Source organism: Streptomyces laurentii (assembly GCF_040635425.1).
GTDB lineage: Bacteria > Actinomycetota > Actinomycetes > Streptomycetales > Streptomycetaceae > Streptomyces > Streptomyces laurentii.
The window spans coordinates 67,481-84,826 of record NZ_JBEYHT010000030.1; the positions used below are offsets into that span (position 1 = coordinate 67,481).

General features: G+C 75.8%; 13 protein-coding genes, 1 tRNA gene and 2 pseudogenes. 6 read left to right on the forward strand and 10 right to left on the reverse strand.

The genetic code is table 11. From position 1 onward, the window contains the following. Positions 1-20 precede the first annotated feature (20 nt). Together ABZ693_RS19855 and ABZ693_RS19860 are read right to left on the reverse strand one after the other, a co-directional pair. Positions 21-905, reverse strand: a pseudogene (locus ABZ693_RS19855) (NAD(P)-dependent oxidoreductase); the annotation flags it as partial. Positions 906-1,156: 251 nt separating this feature from the next. Continuing rightward, complete coding sequence (locus ABZ693_RS19860) at positions 1,157-1,765, reverse strand: carboxymuconolactone decarboxylase family protein (protein WP_359878750.1); 609 nt, start codon at positions 1,763-1,765, stop codon at positions 1,157-1,159. A 125-nt stretch (positions 1,766-1,890) separates the two neighbouring features. On the opposite strand from ABZ693_RS19860, the gene ABZ693_RS19865 reads away from it, so the two are divergent. Continuing rightward, the gene (locus ABZ693_RS19865; RefSeq protein WP_359878790.1) at positions 1,891-2,586 is read left to right on the forward strand and encodes an HAD family hydrolase; all 696 of its coding nucleotides are present in this window, start codon (positions 1,891-1,893) and stop codon (positions 2,584-2,586) included. A 259-nt stretch (positions 2,587-2,845) separates the two neighbouring features. On the opposite strand, the gene ABZ693_RS19870 is transcribed toward ABZ693_RS19865, so the two are convergent. The 4 genes from ABZ693_RS19870 to ABZ693_RS19885 all read right to left on the reverse strand — a co-directional run bounded on the left by ABZ693_RS19870 (position 2,846) and on the right by ABZ693_RS19885 (position 9,568). Continuing rightward, positions 2,846-3,991: a trypsin-like serine peptidase gene (locus tag ABZ693_RS19870; RefSeq protein WP_359878753.1), complete on the reverse strand. Its 1,146-nt coding sequence runs from the start codon at positions 3,989-3,991 to the stop codon at positions 2,846-2,848. 242 nt (positions 3,992-4,233) lie between these two features. Continuing rightward, entirely contained in the window at positions 4,234-7,386 is a 3,153-nt protein-coding gene (locus tag ABZ693_RS19875) for a helix-turn-helix transcriptional regulator (RefSeq protein WP_359878756.1), read from the reverse strand. 732 nt (positions 7,387-8,118) lie between these two features. Then, complete coding sequence (locus ABZ693_RS19880) at positions 8,119-8,652, reverse strand: DinB family protein (protein ID WP_359878758.1); 534 nt, start codon at positions 8,650-8,652, stop codon at positions 8,119-8,121. A gap of 61 nt (positions 8,653-8,713) precedes the next feature. Further along, positions 8,714-9,568 carry a GNAT family N-acetyltransferase gene (locus ABZ693_RS19885; protein ID WP_359878760.1) on the reverse strand — a complete coding sequence of 285 codons (855 nt, stop codon included), beginning with the start codon at positions 9,566-9,568 and terminating at the stop codon, positions 8,714-8,716. A 303-nt stretch (positions 9,569-9,871) separates the two neighbouring features. Here ABZ693_RS19885 and ABZ693_RS19890 point away from each other — a divergent pair, with 303 nt between their 5' ends. Continuing rightward, a complete protein-coding gene (locus ABZ693_RS19890) occupies positions 9,872-11,032 on the forward strand; it encodes a serine hydrolase domain-containing protein (RefSeq protein WP_359878763.1) in 1,161 nt (386 codons plus the stop codon). A 56-nt stretch (positions 11,033-11,088) separates the two neighbouring features. On the opposite strand, the gene ABZ693_RS19895 is transcribed toward ABZ693_RS19890, so the two are convergent. Both ABZ693_RS19895 and ABZ693_RS19900 read right to left on the reverse strand, forming a co-directional pair. Then, the gene (locus ABZ693_RS19895) at positions 11,089-12,174 is read right to left on the reverse strand and encodes a DMT family transporter (protein WP_359878766.1); all 1,086 of its coding nucleotides are present in this window, start codon (positions 12,172-12,174) and stop codon (positions 11,089-11,091) included. Beyond that, positions 12,171-13,025, reverse strand: a complete 855-nt coding sequence (locus tag ABZ693_RS19900) for a phosphatase PAP2 family protein (protein WP_435842477.1) — start codon at positions 13,023-13,025, stop codon at positions 12,171-12,173. The genes ABZ693_RS19895 and ABZ693_RS19900 overlap by 4 nt, the downstream gene beginning before the upstream one ends. Before the next feature lie 214 nt (positions 13,026-13,239). On the opposite strand from ABZ693_RS19900, the gene ABZ693_RS19905 reads away from it, so the two are divergent. The 3 genes from ABZ693_RS19905 (at position 13,240) to ABZ693_RS19915 (ending at position 15,833) form a co-directional block, all read left to right on the forward strand. Beyond that, positions 13,240-13,863, forward strand: a complete 624-nt coding sequence (locus tag ABZ693_RS19905) for a TetR/AcrR family transcriptional regulator (RefSeq protein ID WP_359878769.1) — start codon at positions 13,240-13,242, stop codon at positions 13,861-13,863. A gap of 61 nt (positions 13,864-13,924) precedes the next feature. Continuing rightward, positions 13,925-14,296: a DUF488 domain-containing protein gene (locus ABZ693_RS19910; protein ID WP_359878771.1), complete on the forward strand. Its 372-nt coding sequence runs from the start codon at positions 13,925-13,927 to the stop codon at positions 14,294-14,296. 187 nt (positions 14,297-14,483) lie between these two features. Then, entirely contained in the window at positions 14,484-15,833 is a 1,350-nt protein-coding gene (locus ABZ693_RS19915) for a cytochrome P450 (RefSeq protein WP_359878774.1), read from the forward strand. Here ABZ693_RS19915 and ABZ693_RS19920 read toward each other — a convergent pair. Beyond that, positions 15,823-16,320, reverse strand: a complete 498-nt coding sequence (locus ABZ693_RS19920; protein WP_359878776.1) for a DUF309 domain-containing protein — start codon at positions 16,318-16,320, stop codon at positions 15,823-15,825. The genes ABZ693_RS19915 and ABZ693_RS19920 overlap by 11 nt on opposite strands. Before the next feature lie 116 nt (positions 16,321-16,436). On the opposite strand from ABZ693_RS19920, the gene ABZ693_RS19925 reads away from it, so the two are divergent. Then, a tRNA-Pro gene (locus ABZ693_RS19925) sits at positions 16,437-16,510 on the forward strand. A 711-nt stretch (positions 16,511-17,221) separates the two neighbouring features. Here ABZ693_RS19925 and ABZ693_RS19935 read toward each other — a convergent pair. Further along, positions 17,222-17,346: pseudogene (locus ABZ693_RS19935) on the reverse strand (transposase); the annotation flags it as partial.

The window sequence follows — 17,346 nt, forward strand, 5'->3', positions numbered from 1 at the left end:
CGGTGGACACGCCCGAGTTCGGCGTCGGCGTCGTACCCGGCGAAGTACGCGGCGGCCATGTCCTCGTCGCCGTGGCCCTGGGCGACGGCCCGGCCGAAACGCGCGGCGCCCGCCTCGGCGATGTCGAGCCGGACGCCGTGCCGCCGGCCGGCCTCGACGATCAGCCTGGCGTCCTTGGCGGCGGTCGTCACGGCGAAGCTCGCGGGCGACAGCCGGTCCTCCCGGACCAGTGTGGTCTTGGCGCGCAGATAGCCCGTGTCGAGCGGGCCGCCGTCGATGGTGGCGAAGAAGGAGTCCGGGTCCACGCCGAGCGCGTGGGCCAGGTTCAGCACCTCGCCGGCCGCGCCCGTGACCGCGAGGACCCAGCTGTTGGCGACCAGCTTGAGGCGGGTCGCGCTGCCGGCCGCGCCGTCCTCGCCGGTCCACACCGTACGGGCGCCGACCGCGTCGAAGACGGGGCCGGCGGTCTCCCGGCCGGCCTCGGGCCCGGCGGCGAGGACGGTCAGCCGCCCCGCCTCGGCCGGGGCCTTGGTGCCGAGCACCGGGGCGTCGTAGAAGACCAGGTCGTGGGCGTGGGCGAAGGCGGCGAGTTCGGCGATGGCGTCGATCCCGGCGGTCGTCGACTGCACCCACACCGTTCCGGGGCGCAGCGCGGGCGCCGCCTGGCGCATCGCGTCGAGGGCGGCCGGCCCGTCGTACACCATCGTCAGGACGACGTCGGCGTCCGCGACGGCCTCGGCGGGCGTGCCGGCGATGCGCGCCCCGTCCTTCGCGAGCGGCTCGGCGCGCTCCCGGGTCCGGTTCCAGGCCGTTACGGTGTGCCCGGCCCGGGCCAGGTTGCGGGCCATGGCGGCGCCCATGATGCCGGTGCCGAGGACGGCGACGGTGAGCTGACGAGCAGGCATGGACTCTCCGGGGACCGACGGGCCGGGCCGGGGCGGGGTCCGTCTCGTGACCAGGCCTCGCGGGCTCGGGATGATCCGGAGGACAGGCCCCGGCCCATCGAACCACGGGCGCGGCCGGCCGGCACGGGAGTTCTGGACCGGACGGCCGTACGGAGGCGGGGGTGGGCCCGGCCCGCCCGCGGCCCCCGCACCCGGAGGCCCGAGGCCCCTGAGCGGGCCGGCCCGGGGCGGCCCGCGGGTCCGCGCCCCGGCTACGCGTCCTCGCCGTCCTCGTCCTCCGCCGGCTGGATCCCGGCCAGCAGATTGAACGCGCCCGTCAGCATGTTGAGCGTCACCACCGCCACCACCTCGGCGATGATCCGGTCGCTCCAGCCGTGCTCCCGCAGTTCCGCCACGTCCTGGTCGCCCAGCGCGCTCGGCTCGACGAGGACCTTCAGGGCCACGGCGATCAGCGCGGCCTCGCGGGCGTCGGTCGACGTGCCCTGGCGGGCCAGCTCGATGTCGCTGTCGTGCAGGCCGGCGGCCCGGGCGGCCTCGATGTGGGCCTGGCGGCAGGTGCCGCAGCCGATCCACTCCTGGACCGCGAGGGAGATCTTCTCGCTCAGGGCCCGGGGGATCTTCACCCGCTTCGTGGCACGGGAGAGGTTGAGATAGCCCTCCAGGACCGCGGGGGAGTGCGCCATCGTCGACACCATCTCGCCCGCCGAGCCGTGCCGTTCGACGATGTCCGCGAGCAGCTCGCGCGCCTTCCCGGTGGCCTGCTCCGGCCGCAGCGCCGCCAGCCGCCGCGGTGTGCCGCCGCCGCGCGACACGCCCTGCTCGCCCTGCGCCGCGCCGTCCTGCGTCGTCGTCCCCTGCACGTTGCCTCCTTGCCGATCACTTACGCCACTTCCGCACGGTATACCCGTGGGGGGTATAACGCCGCGGGGTGTCCCGGAGTTCCCGTCCCGGCGCGGGCGGTTTCGCGTTCTACGATCGGAGGGTGATCAAAGGCGTCCTGTTCGACTTCTCCGGCACCCTGTTCCGCGTCGAGTCCCTCGCGCACTGGCTGGACGCGGGTCTCACCGCGTGCGGCGAGAGACTCTCCGGCGACGCGTTCGCCCACGCCGTGGAACGCCTCACCCACCACGGCGCGCTGCCCGGCGGCCCGGGGCCGCGGGAGGTGCCCGAGGCGCTGCGACAGTTGTGGGACGAGCGCGACCTGGACGCCGAGCGGCACCGCGCCGCGTACACGGGACTGATCCGGGCGTCCGGGGTGACCGACCCGGATCTGGTCGACGCGCTCTACGAACGCCACATGACTCCCGAGGCCTGGCAGCCGTACCCGGACGCCGCCGCCACCCTCGCCGGGCTGAGCCGCGCCGGCCTCTCCGTCGCCGTGGTCAGCAACATCGCCTGGGACCCGCGGCCGGTGTTCCGTGCCCACGGGCTCGACGCGTGGGTGGACGTCTTCGCCCTCTCCTTCGAGGTCGGCGTCCAGAAGCCCGAGCCGGGCATTTTCCAGTACGCCTGCGACAAGCTCGGGCTGGCCCCGGAGGAGACCCTGATGGTCGGCGACGACCGCAGGGCCGACGGCGGCGCCTTCGCGCTCGGCGCCCGCGTGTACTTCGTCGACCCGCTGCCGGTCGACCAGCGCCCGCACGGCCTGCGCCCCGTCTTCGGCCTGCTCTCCGACGCCTGACTGCACGTCGGGACGACGGCCGGGGGCGGTCCGGACGCGGTCCGTGCCTGCGAGAACGTACGGGTCGACCGGGCGGGCCGTACGGTCGTCTTGACGAAGCGTCACGTCAGGGTCTGGTTCCGGGCGTTGAGGAGGACCGGGCGGAGCGTCCGGGGCTCCGTCGACGACGTGACCTTCCCGTCGGCGGGTCGTGCGGCCCGACCAGGGATCCGCCGGCCGGCGCCTCGCGATGACGTCCGCCGCCCGATGAGCCCGTGGTTCAGACCCAGTTGACCGCGGCGCGCGCGAGCAGCGGATCATCGACCAGCTCCCACAGCGGTACGGCGACGTTGCCGACCCGGTAGCGCCCGCCGGTGTGCAGCCCGAGAACCCGGTGGTCGGCCAGATCGAGGACCGGCGCCCCGCTGTTGTCGCCCAGCGTGGAGCAGTCGTGCCGCAGCACCGGGCCGTCGGCCGAGAAGCCGGTGGCCCGGCCCGGCTGGAGCCGCTTCAGGTCGTAGGCGTCCATGAAGATCCGGCGCATGGTCTCCGGCTCGTCACGGCGCCCGTCGCCGGCCGGATAGCCGATCACGTACACCGCCCGGCCGGGCAGGTCCGCCGGAGCGTCCGCCGCGACCGCCAGCGGGGCCGGGGGCGGCTCCCCGTCGGGCGGGTCGATCCGCAGCAGGGCGAGGTCGACGTCCGGGTGCACGCCGATCACGCCGGTGATCTCGTACGGCGGCGGCCCCGCCTGCGCCACCGGCCCGGGCGCCGGGCGGGCGGGCAGCTCCTCGCCGGGGTCGAGCCGGGCCGCCATGCCGTCCCGGAACGCCCAGCCCACGCCGTCGGCACGGCAGAACTCCGCGGCCACGCGCCGGCTCGTCATCACCACGTCCGGCCCGGCGAGGAACGCCGTGCCGATCCAGTCCAGGCTCGGGTGCCCGGTGACCACGATCCGCCCGACCCCGGCGAGCGACGCGCCGATCGCCTCCCGCTCGACGTCGAGCGCCGCCCAGGTGTCCGGCCGCGCGTCGAAGTCCCGGCCGCGCACCGGGATCGCGGGCCGGCCCTCCAGCAGGACGATCGCCGCCACGCCCACGTACTCGTCCTCGTCGATCTCGTCCGCCCGCCCGGCCGCCAGCTTCTCCAGACCGCCCACCCCGGCCTCCAGAACCCTGGCCCGCTCCTCCCGGGCGAACCGCGCCACCTCGACGGCCGGCGCGACCCGCGGCGGTGGCTCCTCGTCCGGACCCGCGAGCTCGCGGAAGCCCGCCACCCGCGGGAACTCCGGGGACTCCAGCTCCTCCTCCAGATGGGCCCGCACCCGCGCGGCCACCGCGCCCGGATCGTCGAAGACGTCCTCGGGGCGGGTCGCGACCGGCGACCCGCCGAGCGTGCCGCCGCGTGAGCCGGATCCGTACCGCATCGTGCGTCACCTCCGCGCGGGGCCGGGCGGGCCCGCGCCGGCCGGACGCCGGGGCGATGACACGCCGGTACGCGCCAGTACGCCGGTACGCGCCGGGACGCCGAGGGGCGGTGTGCCGCTCTGACGGGACCGCTCCGGCCGGGGCCTCGTCCCCGGTTGTCATCGTCCCGCCGGGCCGCGGCCCCCGCAATCGCTGCCCGGGAGCCTTCGACCCTCGTTCCTCGGCCCTCGGGTATGCGGGCTCAGGGCCGCAGCGCCGTCGCGAGCTGGGCCCGGGAGCGGACGTCCAGCTTCTGGTAGATGCGGGTCAGCCGGGCCTCGACCGTCTTCACGCTCAGATACAGCTTGGCCGCCGCCTCCTGGTTGCTCGCGCCCTGGCCCACCAGGCGCGCGAGCCGCAGCTCGGCCTCCGTGAGCGCGGACAGCGCGGGCAGGCTCTCCTCGTGCGCCGGGACCTCGGCCGCCGGCGCGGTGCCGTGCGGCTCCGCGGCCAGCGCGATCCACGGCGCCGCCCCCGCCCGCTCGAACACCGCCGCGGCCGACTGGAGCGCCGTCTGCGCCGCCGAACGCCGCCGCCGGCGCCGCTCCACCCGGGCGAGCGCCATCAGCGCCCGGCCCTGCTCCAGCGGCAGCTCGGCGTCCGCGAACCGGCTCGCCGTGCCCGCGAGCAGCTCCGCCGCCTCGTCGGTCCGGCCCTCCGCCGCCAGGCATAGCGCGTACGCCCGGTCGCAGCCGAGCAGCACCCGGGTCCGGCCCAGCCGCTCGCCGGCCGGCCGCACCTCTCCGATGACCGCCCGGGCCGCGGCCGGATCGTCGTGCGCGAGCAGCGCCTCCGCCAGCTCCTCGTGCCAGCGCAGCATCGACGGGTCCACCGTGGACTGGGCGCGCTCGTTCGCCTCCACCCGGCGCAGCGTCTCCAGGGCCGCGGTGACGTCCCCGTTGACGAGCTGGACGCGGCCGAGCGCGTACAGACTGCGCGACAGGAAGACCCGGTCGCCCTCCTCCTCCGACGCCTGCACACTGCGCCGGGCGTAGCTGGCGGCGCGGGCGAAGCTGCCGCCCGCGGTCTCGGCGAGCGCCAGCGCGTACCAGGGCGGCCCGGGGGACAGGCCCGCCTCCAGGGTCAGCGCGAGCGACTGCCCGGCGTGGGTCAGGGCCGCCGCGCACGGGCCGATCCGCGACTCGATCTCGGTGAGGGTGATGAGGAGTTCGATGGCGTCCTCCACCGAACCGCGCCGCTGCACCAGCGGCAGCAGCGCGCCCAGTTGCGTCCGTGCCTCCACCAGCCGTCCGTCGAACACGGCGTGACGGATCGTCAGGATCTGTGCGGCGTTGTGCACTCCGGCCGGCCGCTCGGCCGTCTCCAGTTCGCGCGCCCGCGCCAGCACCGTCTCCGCGCCCGGCGAACCGAGGGCCCGCTCCATCCGCGCCTGTACGGTCAGCGCCTCGGCGGTCGTACGGGAGTCGCCGATCGACTCCGCCAGCTCGGCGGACGCCATCGCGGCCAGCCGGGACCGGGCCGGATCGCCGTCCGCGAGCACGTATTTGACGGCCAGTCGGAGCTGGACGGCCGCGCGCAGCGCGGTGTCGCCCTCGGAGTCCTCCATGGCGTGGACGTACATCTCGTCGAGTGCGGTCAGGCCCTGCCCCGCCGTGTCGAGGACGGCGAGCCGGGCCCGGACGCGGTCGTCGGGCGCCGCGTCCCGGGCCAGCAGGTCCGCCGCCGCGCGCATCGCGAGGTCGGCGCGGCCGGCCCGGGCGGCCTCCTCGGCGGCGTCGGCCAGCCGGGCGATGCGCTGCTTGGCGTCGGCGCCGGGCGTCGACTCGGCGGCGAGCAAGGCGAGTTCGGCGGTGAGCGGGCTGTTGCCGCGCCGCCGGGCGAGCGTGGCCGCCTCCGCGAGTTCGGCCGCCAGGTCCTCCTGCGGCGCGTCCGTGGCCAGGGCCCGGTGCCGTACCGCCTCCACCGGATCGTCGACGACCCGCGCCAACGCCGCGTGTCCCGCGCTGCGCCGGGACCAGGAAGCGTCGTGGACGAGAGTCGACGGCAGCAGCCCGGCCGTGAACGCGACCGTGCCGTCCTCGGCGAGCGAGACGAGCCCGGCCCGCTCGGCCGCCGCCAGGTCGGCCTCCGCGTCGGGCCGGCCGGCCCGACGTACCAGCGTGGCCGTGGGGCGCAGCGCGAGCGCCGCCAGGAGCAGGGTCTCGCGTACGCCGTCGGGCGCGGCCCCGAGCAGCTGCCGGGCCAGGTCCCGGGCCCGCCCGGACAGGGTCAGCGCCTCGGCGTGATGCACCGGCGTCCGGGCGTCGGCGAGCGAACGGCCGACGGCGAGCGCGAGCCGCGGATTGCCGCCGCTGGCCTTGTGGACGCGGCCGGCCATCCGGGACGGCAGCCGGTGGTGGATGAGCAGTTCGGCGATCTCGTCGGCCTGGAGCGGCGGGACGAGCAGGACGTCCGCCTCCGACGGGACCCACAGCCGGGTGTCGTGCGCGTCCGGGCCGGCGGCCGGCCGGTCGGGCAGGTCGCCGGGTGCGGGGTGGCCGCCGTGCCCGGGGTGCGCCGGGCCGTACGCCTCGGGGGTCTCGACGGCGATCACCCGCAGCGTGGGCGGGGCCAAGTGGAGGGCGAAGCGGAGGAGGTCGGCACTGTCCGGGTCGATGTGCTGCACGCCGTCGACGACGAGCAGCGCGGGGCCGCGCGCGGTGAGGGTCCGCAGGATCCCGGCTATACCGAGGCGCAGGGCGATCGGGTCCCGGCCGCCGTCCTGCGCCGGGGCCTCGCGGCACAGGACGGCGATGGCGGCCCGCTGCGGCCCCGGCAGCCCCTCGAGGATCCCGGAGGCGGTGACCCCGAGCGGCGCGGGGACGGGGAGGGCACGGGACCGGCCACGGGACGACGGGGCACCGGCAGAGCCCGTACGGGAACGGGAGTCGGAACCGAGACCGGAACCAGAAGTGGAATCCGAGGCCGTACTCGGGCCGGTGGCGGGATCGGGGGTGGAACGGCCGGCGGAAACGGCGGGATCGGAGAGCGAACGATGCGCACGCGAGCGGGGCTTCGGCACCGTCCGGGGCCCGCCCGGGGCCTCGGCGTGCGCCCCCTGCCGGCGCCGCCCGGTGCCGGCGGACGGCAGCCCGGCCAGGGTGGTGGCGACCGAGGCGACCAGGGCCGCCGCGGCCGCCCCGGATATCCCGCGGTCGGCGGGCAGCGTGGACAGCCAGAGCACCGTCTCGCCGCGGGCCTCCGCCCGGGCGGCCATGGCAAGGGCGACCTCGGTCTTGCCCACCCCGGCCGGACCGGTGAGCAGGGCCTGGCCCCGGCTGCGCAGGACGTGCTCCAGCCGCGCGAGAAGTTCCTCCCGGCCCACCGGCGCAGGCCGCAGCGGCGCTGTCGTCACGTGTCCACCACCCCTCCGGCGCTCGGGCCCTGCCCGTGAGCCCCGTTGCGCAGAGGATACGGAGCCCCGCGCCGCAGTCCAGGCCCCGTGTCCGGGATACGGACGAGGTGGCGCCGGTGAAGGCCGTGTGAAGGGGCCGCTTCGTACCGGCTCCGGTCTTCGTACGGGTACCGCCAACTCCCGGTTGACCTGCGGTGATGCCGGGAGGAACGGTGTTCGCGCGTGAGGGGCGCGTCCGCGGGGGCGCATCGTCGACCGGATTCGGCGTGTGTACGCCACGGCGGCTCGGAAGATCACATCGCGGACCCTGCCCGCCCGTTCACGGCGGGCCGGTGGTCGGCGGACGGCCCGAGGGGCTTCCCCTCAGGGAGGAAGAGCTGGGCGGCGGCGCGGGAACGACGGGGCGAAGTGGGGTCGCACCCGCCGCTCCCCGGGAGTGGGGTCCCTCGCGCCGCCACCGGCGCGACGGCCCGGGTCAAGGCCGCCCCGGCGAACCCGCCGTCGTTCCCCCTGCGCCGGGCAGGGAGGGGTGACGGGGGGTGGGATCCGCCGGTGGGCCAGACAGTAGGGAACGCCGGGGGGCGTCCGATACGGGGAAAACCCTTGTCCCCCTCGACGGGTGGCAGGGTGCGGGCCGGGGGAGCGCCGGGTGGAGCCCGGGGAGGGTCCGGGCTCCACCCGGGGACGCCGTGGGGTGAGCCGTCGGGGCCGCGTCAGGGGAAGCCGTCGCGGTCACCACTGCGTGGTGTCGGCCAACGCCCCGCGGAGCAGGGCGATCTGGCCGAGGTGCGCGAAGGAATCCGCGAGCAGCCCCTGCAACCGCTCCTCGACCGTACGCGTGTCGCCGAGGGTGGGACTGGTGACGGTCCGTCCGAGGTCGCCGGCCGGTGCTGTCGCGCAGTACCGCTCCACGCGCGCGTGGAAGGCGCCGTGGTAGGTGAGCAGCAGCGCCCCGCCCGGGCTGCGGAAGGCCGCGGCCTCGGCGGGCGAGTGGCCGAAGCCGGTGTCGGACGGATCGGCCGGCCGGCCGCACCGCGCGGCCCAGCCGTCCGCGACCCACACCTGGGGCTCGCCCATCAGCTCGGACACGTTCCGGTCCTGTCCCCGGGCCACATGCCAGGCGAGCCAGCCGAGACTGTTGCGGCCGGGCGCGGGCCGCCCGTCCAGCGCGGCGTCCGGCACCTCGTCCAGCGCGGCGGCCAGATCCCGCCGTACCCGCCGGAACAGCCCCGCGGTCAGCGGCTGCCGGCCCCCGTCACCGTTCACCGCGCCCCCCATGGCTTCCCTCGTCTCCCTTGTCCCCTGGGTCTTCTGATCCCCGGATTCCTCAGCCCAGTTCGAGTGTCGTCACGCCGAAGACCCGCTCCCGCGCCACGGGACGGATCGGCCCGGTGTACATACGGGCCGTCTCGAACGTGGGCTCCAGACCGCGCTCCTCGGCGATCCGGGCCGCCGCCGGGTTCATCTCCGGCATGTCCACCGCGACGCGCGGTGCGCCGAAGGCCCTGGCCTCGGCCGCCAGCGCGTCGAGGAGCACGGCCGCGTCGGCCGGCGTGTCGGCGAACAACGGGCCGACGCGCGCCTCCCGCTCGGCCGGGCGGACGACGCCGTACCCGGTGACCCGGCCGTCCACGACCCGGGCCAGGGCCCGGTGTCCCGGCGTGCCCAGCCAGGACGCGAGGAACCGCGGCCGGTCGGCCGGATGGCACGTGCTGTCGTACGCGGCGAGCGTGGCCGGATCCACCCGCCCGGCCGCCACCACCCCGGTCGCCGGCCGCTCCGGCGGCGGCACCTCGCCCACGTACCGGGCCGTCCGGTAGGCCGTGAGGAACCCCGACTTCCGGTAGTTGTCCTGCTGCGCCGGCACCCCGTCGAGCCCGATCGTCCGCCCGCCCGCGTGCCCGAACGCGGCCCGCCAGGTCGCCAGCCCGTGCCCGTGACCGCGCAGGTCCGGCCGGACGAGATAGAACCCCAGGAACGCGTAGTCGGCCCCGTAGTTCACCACCGAGATCGCCGACACGGGCTCCCCGTCGATCCGCCCCAGGAAGAACCCCGCGGGGTCCTGCGTGAAGAACGTCCGGGTGTCCGCCACCCCCGGGTTCCAGCCCTCGGCGGCGGCCCAGTCGCGGACCAGCGACCAGTCCTGGAGGGAGGCGGGGGCGATGCTCAGGGTCTCGGCCATGGGGGTCCCTTCGGCGGCGCGGGGTGAGCGGGGCAGGCGGAGGGAGAACGAGCGGAGGGGCGCCCGGGGCACGCGGGGCAGGGGGGCACGGGGATGCCGGGTACGGGACCGGACGCGGCGTCCGCCGAGCATAGGCCGCGCGTCCGCCGCCCCGTCCCGCCCTCGTCGCTTTCCGGCCGCCCCCTTGCCGTACGGGCCGTCGGAGGCGCCGGAAGTGAGCGAGCGCGGCGGGAACCCTGGCGGGCACCGGCGAGTTGGATTCGGTGGGAGCCCGGAAGCGGGCCTGCGGGGGAGGGGACGGCTGTGGGGACGAGCACGACACATACGTCCGACGCGAGGCCGGACAACGCCGCTCAGCGGCGCGCCGAGGACATCCTGGCGGAGGTGACCGCCTCGGGGGCGGAGAACGGGGTGCAGGTGGCCGCCTGGCTCGACGGCGAGCTGGTGGTGGACGCCTGGGCGGGCAGCGCCGACGTGGCCGGCGAGCGGCGGCCGATCGGCCCGGACACCCTGATCCCGGCGTGGTCGATGGGGAAGGGCGTGGCGGCGGCGCTGGTCGCCGTTCTGGTGGACCGGGGGACGCCGGCGTACGACATGCCCGTGGCGCACTACTGGCCCGGCTTCGGCGCGGCCGGCAAGGACGGGATCACCCTGGGACAGGTGCTCGGCCACGCCGCGGGACTGCCCCGGCTGCCGGCGGACCTCACCCCGGAGCGGCTGATGGACCTGCCGGCCATGGCCGACTGGCTGGCCGCGCGGCCGCCGGAGTGGGAGCCCGGCACCGCGTTCGGCTACCACGCCTGGACCTACGGCCTCCTGCTGGCGGAGATCCTGCGCCGCGCCACCGGCCGGACGGCCGACGAGCTGCTGCGCGCGGAGCTGGCGGAACCGCTCGGGCTCGGCGACGACCTGCTCTTCCACGTCCCCGAGCATCTCGACGCGCGGGTGGCGGACTGCGCCGACGGCGGCTGGGCGGCGCTGCTGGACCGGATGCCGCCCGACGCGCCGTTCTTCGACGCGGCCCCGCGCGGCGTGCTGCCGCTCGCGGAGCTGGCCAACCGCGCCGACTTCCGGCGCACGGTGCTGCCGGCCAACGGGGTCCTGACCGCGCGCGCCGCGGCCCGGATGTACGCACTGCTGGCGGGCGGCGGCGAGCTGGACGGGGTGCGGCTGCTGTCCGAGGCGACGGTGAAGACCGCGACCACCGCGGCGTTCAGCGGCGTGGACAGAACGCTGGGCGGGCCGGGCGCGATGGGCTTCGGCTTCATGGTCGGCGACAGCGGCCGGCGGCCGGTGCGCCCGCCGGGCGGCTTCGGACACAGCGGATCGGGCGGCACGACGGCCTTCGCCGACCCGGCGCACCGGTTCTCCTTCGCGCTGGTCAAGAACCGGATGACGCTGCCGGGCCTGGGTGCCCGGCTGGCCGACGAGATACGTACGGCCCTGGGCCTGGCGGCCGCCTGAGGCGGCGGCCGACGAGCCCGTCGGGCACCAGTCGGCCGCGGCTCGGCGGCGGGTGCTCAGCCGGCGGCAGGCTCGGGCACGGGATTCGGCGCGGTGCGGGGACGCGGCACGTCTCCGTGCTCGCGTACGGGAAGCGGTTCGGGTACGGCCCCGGGCGCGGGTGCTTCGGGCGCGCGCCCCGTCTCGTCCGACGCCCCCGCCTCGCCACCGGCCGCCACTGCCGCCGCCACCGCTTCCGCGATGCCGTCCGCGTCCGGGCCCCGGTCCGTTTCGGCCTCGGTGCCGAGGCCGGTCGTCAGGAGCAGCACGCCCCGCGCCGCCATCAGGCCGGCGAGCCCGGCGACGAGCCAGCCCCACAGGCCCGCGCGGAAGGTCTCGCCGAGCAGCGCCACGCCGATGACGGCGGCGGCGGCCGGGTTGGCGAGATTGACCACCGCCAGCGGGGCGGCGAGCCCGCCCCTGTACGCGGTCTGCGCGAGCAGCAGCCCGCCCGCGGCGAACGCGGCGATCAGGACCGCGAGGAGGGTCGTCTCCCACCACGCCGCGGGCCCGCTGGGCAGGTCCTGGGCGAGCGCGACGGTGAGCGTCTGGGTGAGCGCCGAGCCGACGGCCGAGGCGACACCGGACGCCATCGCGTGCCCGAGCCCCTGTCCCCGCGTGTCCCGGCCCATCCGGGCCCGCGAACGGTTCGCGAGCACGGCGATGAGCAGCAGCGTCACCACCGTGACGAGCAGCGTCTCGCGGATGTCCAGGATCTCGTCGGGCGCCACCGGGCCCGTCACCGCGACCAGGCCGACCAGACCGGCCAGCGTCCAGGCCGCGCCGCGCCACTCGGACCGGCCGACCCGCCGCCCCGCCCCGTACGCCCCGATCGGCAGCGCGACCACGAGGGTCAGCGCGCCGAGCGGCTGGACGAGGGTGAGCGGCCCGTAGCGCAGGGCGGCGACGTGGGCGAGCGCTCCGGCGGCGTTCAGGCCGACCGCCCACCACCACTGGGGGCGACCGAGCAGCCGCCGCAGCGCCCCGTGTCCGGCCGGGGAGGCGGACGCGAGCCGGGACTGGGCGACGGCGGCGAAGGCGTACCCGGCGGCGGAGACGAGTGAGAGGAGGACCGCGAGCAGGGTCCCGGTGGCCGTGCTCATCGCAGGACCCCCGCCGCGGCCCCCGCGGTGGCGGGGGTCAGCGGCGTCAGCGGACGGAGGTCGCCCCCGTCGTACCGGCGGCCCGGCGCCGGCACCACGTACAGCGCGATGCCGAGCAGGACGGAGGCGGCGAGCGCGTCGAACCAGTAGTGGTTGGCGGTCCCGACGATCACGAACAGGGTCAGCAGCGGGTGCAGCAGCCACAGGCCGCGCCAGCGCGAGCGGGTGGCGGCGATCAGTCCGATCGCGACCATCAGCGCCCAGCCGAAGTGGAGCGAGGGCATGGCCGCGAACTGGTTCGCCATCGAGTCGGTCTCGGGCGTCGCCCCGTACACCGACGGTCCGTAGACCCGCGCGGTGTCGATCAGGCCGCTCGCGCCGAGCATCCGGGGCGGCGCCAGCGGCATCAGCAGATGCAGGGCGAGCGCGGCGGCGGTGACGAGGGCGAGGATCCGGCGCGACCACACGTAGTGGCCGGGGTGGCGCCAGTAGAGCCAGGCGAGGAAGGCGATCGTGGCGGGGAAGTGCACGGCCGCGTAGTACGTGTTGGCGGCCCGGATCAGTCCGTCGCCGTGCATCAGGAGCTGCTGCACCAGCTCCTCGCCGGGCAGATGGAGCGCGCGCTCGGCTTCCCAGACGCGGTCGGCGTTGTGGAAGGCGCGGGTCTCGTGGCCGTTGGCGAAGAGCCGGCCGAACTTGTAGACGAGGAAGAGCGCCGTGACCAGCAGCAGCTCGCGCACGAGCGGGGGGCGGCCCGCGAGCGGCGCGCGACCGCGTGGGCGTATGGGGGTAGCCGACGCCCCCGGTGCGGCAGGACGAGCTCTGCGTATCCCGCGTATCCCGGCAGCCATGGCACGGCCCCTTTTTCCACCAAAACCGACAACAAACGGAGGAACTCTAGAGGCGAATTCATCGAGACGCAACCGTCTCGAAACGTTTGCGTCTCGATTGAGCGGGGCCTACCCTCGGATGTGCGCAGAGCGAGCCGGGGACGGCCGCCCCGAACCGGGGCGAACGGAGCCGGAACGCCGCGGGATGATGTCCGGAGTATCCGGGAGGGAACCGATGTCCACGCAGGCCGCGACCGCCGCCGCCCGGCGCAGCAAGCTCACCCCCGAGCGGGAGGCCGAGCTCTACGAGGCGGTCATCAGCCTGCTGCGCGAAGGCGGCTACGACTCCGTCACCATGGAGGGCGTCGCCGCCCGCACCAAGTGCGGCAAGGCCACCCTCTACCGCCAGTGGGGCACCAAGCCACGCCTCGTCACCGCCGCCCTCGACAAGCGCCGCATCGCCGTCTTCACCGGCATCGACACCGGCTCCCTCGCCGGCGACCTGCGTGCGGCGGGCGAGGTCGCTTCCTGCCGCCGTGACCGCGACGCCGAACTGATGGAGGCCGTCAGCCAGGCGTACATCCAGCACCCCGACCTGCGCGCCGCGCTGCGCGAGACCGTCATCGCGCCGGAGGTCGCCGCCCTCGACGCGATGCTGGCGCGCGCCGTCGCACGCGGAGAGATCGCCGCCGACAACCCGGCGATCGGCTTCGTCGCCCCCAGCTTCCTGGGCATGCTGCGTATCGAGCGCCTGTTCGAGGAGCGCTTCGAGGACGTGGGCACGATCGCGGCGTTCGTGGACGCCGTCCTGCTCCCGGCGCTCGGCGTCACCGCCCCGGGCACGGACGCGACGGCGTAGGGGGGCGGCTCGCGGGGGTGCCCGAGATGTGAGGCCCCCGCCGCTCCGGCACCCTGAAGCCATGGCTCACACCTCGCACCCCAAGGTCCGCGTACGGCGGATCTACGATCCGCCCGAGCCCGACGACGGGCTGCGGGTGCTCGTCGACCGCCTCTGGCCACGCGGCGTCGCCAAGGCCGACGCGCACATCGACACCTGGGCCAAGGACCTGACCCCGTCCACCGGGCTGCGCCGCTGGTTCCACGGCCCGGAGGGCGAGTACGAGGAGTTCTGCCGCCGGTACGAGCGGGAGCTCGCCGAACCGGACGCCGCCGAGGCCCTCTCGGACCTGCGCGCCCGGGCCGCCGAGGGCCCCGTGACCCTCCTGACCGCCGCCAAGGACCCGCCGCACAGCCATACCGAGGTCCTGCTCCAGGCCCTGAACGCCTCCTGAGGGGGCCTGCGGGCATCGGGACTCGGTCGCGCCGGCCCTGCCCTCCGGGCGGACGGAGCTGCTTGCGAATCGCGCCCCAGGACGCCCGTTTCGCGCCACGCGCCCGCGCACCCCTGGCTACCTGGCGCGCGCCCCCGCACCATGGGCGCAGCGCACCACCCCCATCCCCTGTGTGCGGAGGCACCGCGTGGACCAGGACAAGGCGATGGACCAGGACAAGGCCCTGGACCAGGACAAGGCACCGGCCCAGGACACGGCACCGGCCCGCGACTGTGCCGAGGCCCAGGACCGGCGGGACCGCCAGGCCCGGCTCGACGCGCTCCAGCGCGACCCGTACCCCCTGTACGCCCGCGCCCGCCGTACCCCCGGCCTCACCTTCGTACCGCTCCTCGACGCCTGGCTGGTCTCACGCGACGCCGACGTCCGCGAAGTCCTGCTCCGGGCCGAGGACTTCTCCTCCGCCGACGCCCTGCGCCCCGACATCCAGCCCGGCCCCGCCGCGCTCGCCGTCCTCGCCACCGGCCTCGCGCCCCGGCCCACCGTCGTCTCCAGCGACGGGTCCGCCCACCACCGTCACCGGGCGCCCCTGAACAGCGGCCTGTCCGCCGCCCGGATCGCCCTGCTCGCCCCGTACGTCGCCGAGCGGGCAGGCGCCCTCGCCCGGGATTTCGCCGCCGCGATCGCCACGGACGGCCGCGCCGACCTCATGGCCCGCTACGCCCGCCTTCTCCCCGCCGCCGTCATCGGCCGGCTGCTCGGCCTGGAACCGGCCGACATACCGGCGGCCGTCCAGGGCTCGTACGCAGCCGAACGCCTGCTCTACCGCCCCCTTCCCGAGGACGAGCAGGTCGCCGCCGCCCATGAGGTCGTCGCCCTCCAGCGGCTGCTCGACCACTACGCCCGCGACCGCCGTGCCCACCCCCGCGACGACATGATCACCGCCCTCGTCACCGCGCTCGCCCCGGAGAGCGGCGGCCCCGGGACGGCCGGCCTCACCGACGAGCAGCGCTGCGAGATCGCCTCTACCCTCCAGAACCTGCTCATCGCCGGCCACCTCACCACCACCGCCCTCATCGGCACCGCGCTGCTCCACCTGCTGCGCCACCGCGACCAATGGGACCTGCTCCGGGACGACCCGGAGCTCGTCCCGGACGCCGTCGAGGAAGCCGCACGCTACGACACCGCCGTCCAGGGCTTCCGGCGCACCACCACCCGGCCCGTCACCGTCGCGGGCACCGAACTGCCCGCCGGAGCCACCGTGTTCGTCGCGTACGGCTCCGCCAACCGCGACGCGGAACGCCACCCGGACCCCGACGTCTTCGACCTCACCCGGCCCCGGCCGCACCCCCGGCACCTCGCCTTCGGCCACGGCCCGCACGGCTGCCCGGGGTCTCAGCTGGCCCGCGTCCAGTTACGGGCCACGCTCACGGAGCTGATACGCCTCCTGCCCGGCCTCCGGATCGCCGACGACGGCCCCGTACCGATGCTCCCCACCCTCATCCACCGCTCGCCCGCGGAACTCTTCCTCACCGCTTGACCGGGCGCAGCCGCGGCGCCTCCGCCGCGGCGTCGGGCACCTCCGCCCCGTCGGCCTCCACCCGGCCGGCCAGCCCCCGCGCCCAGCGGGCCACCCCCGCGACGTCGATCCCGTACGTCTCCGCCGCCGGGCCCCGCGTCCCGTACTCCTCGATCCGCCCGGCCCCGCGCCGCAGCAGCCGCGCCCCGCCGGTCGCGTTCCCGCGCGCCGCGTGCGTCAGCCCCACCGCGAGCTGCGCGAGTCCTTGCCACAGATCCCGCTCCGCCCCGGGCCCGGACTTCCAGGCGTCCTCGAACACCTCGTGCGCGTGGAACGGCATCCCCACGTCCAGCAGCCGCTGCGCCTCCCGCACCGTCTCCGCCGGATCCCGCGCGACCCCCTCCGGCTGCCGCGCCACCCCGGCCGCCCCGTAGGGCAGCGGCCGCCCCAGCCCGTCCCGCGGCCGCGCACTGCGCGCCCGCCCCTCCTGATCGCGATCCCTGTCCACCCCGTCATTGTCCCGCCGGGCCCGCGGTGACACCGGGTGTGCTGATCCACCCCGTGAAGTGAGGTAATGTTCTCTTGCACGCCGCCGCGGAACTCGAAGCCGGGGCGGACGGGCACCGGGACGTGGCGCAGCTTGGTAGCGCACTTGACTGGGGGTCAAGGGGTCGCAGGTTCAAATCCTGTCGTCCCGACTCGAAAGAGTCGTGAATCGAGGGGCCGTTTCAGAGCAATCTGAGACGGCCCCTCGGTCGTTTTGGGGACCATTTGGGGACCAACTCGTCTTGGCCGTGTCAGCGGGCGACGGCGATCGGGCTCGGAAGGGTCCGGGGGGCGCGGAGCACGCTGAGGTGCGCGGTCAGTGCCGCGCCGGCGGCGGTGATCTGACGGGCGTCGGGGTGCGGGTAGCGCTGTCAGACCGACGGCGGCCAGGACGCGTTGTGCGACAAGCGGCCGGATCTCTTCGATGATGGGTACTTGGCGGGAGCGATTGCCCTTGGTTCCTTTGTCGACCAGGCCGCCGGGGGCCGGGGTCGTCTGCCGCCGGACGGTCCAGATCCAGTTCGCGGTGTCGACGTCCCCGACTCGACAGCCGGAGACTTCGCCGATGCGTGCCGCGGTGCACGCGGCGAACAGGACGACGCTACCCCAGGCACTCGCGGCCCCACCTCTTCTTCTCGTCCGGTTTCGGAGACCAGATAGGGGTGGTGCGGCCCGAAGACGCGACGGCGACGGGGCCCGCGGACGGGTCCCCGATCGTCGAGACACGCGTCGACGGCCTGGTGGACACCGGGCCTTTTTTCGGAGGCCGGCGCCACCCCTCCGCAGCGGGCCCCCCCGGGACATCGGCCCGCCGGTGGCGCCCTCATGTCCCTGGGCATCGTCGACCTCGTACTAGTGCCGCATCAGGCAACGTTTGCCCTGGTGACGACTTTGCGTAGGCGTTGGTCGGTGGCGTGCTTGTTCCGCCAGATGAGGTAGCGGCGGATCATGCTGCCCTGGGCCTTGTGGCTGGGGTGGTCGGTGCCGT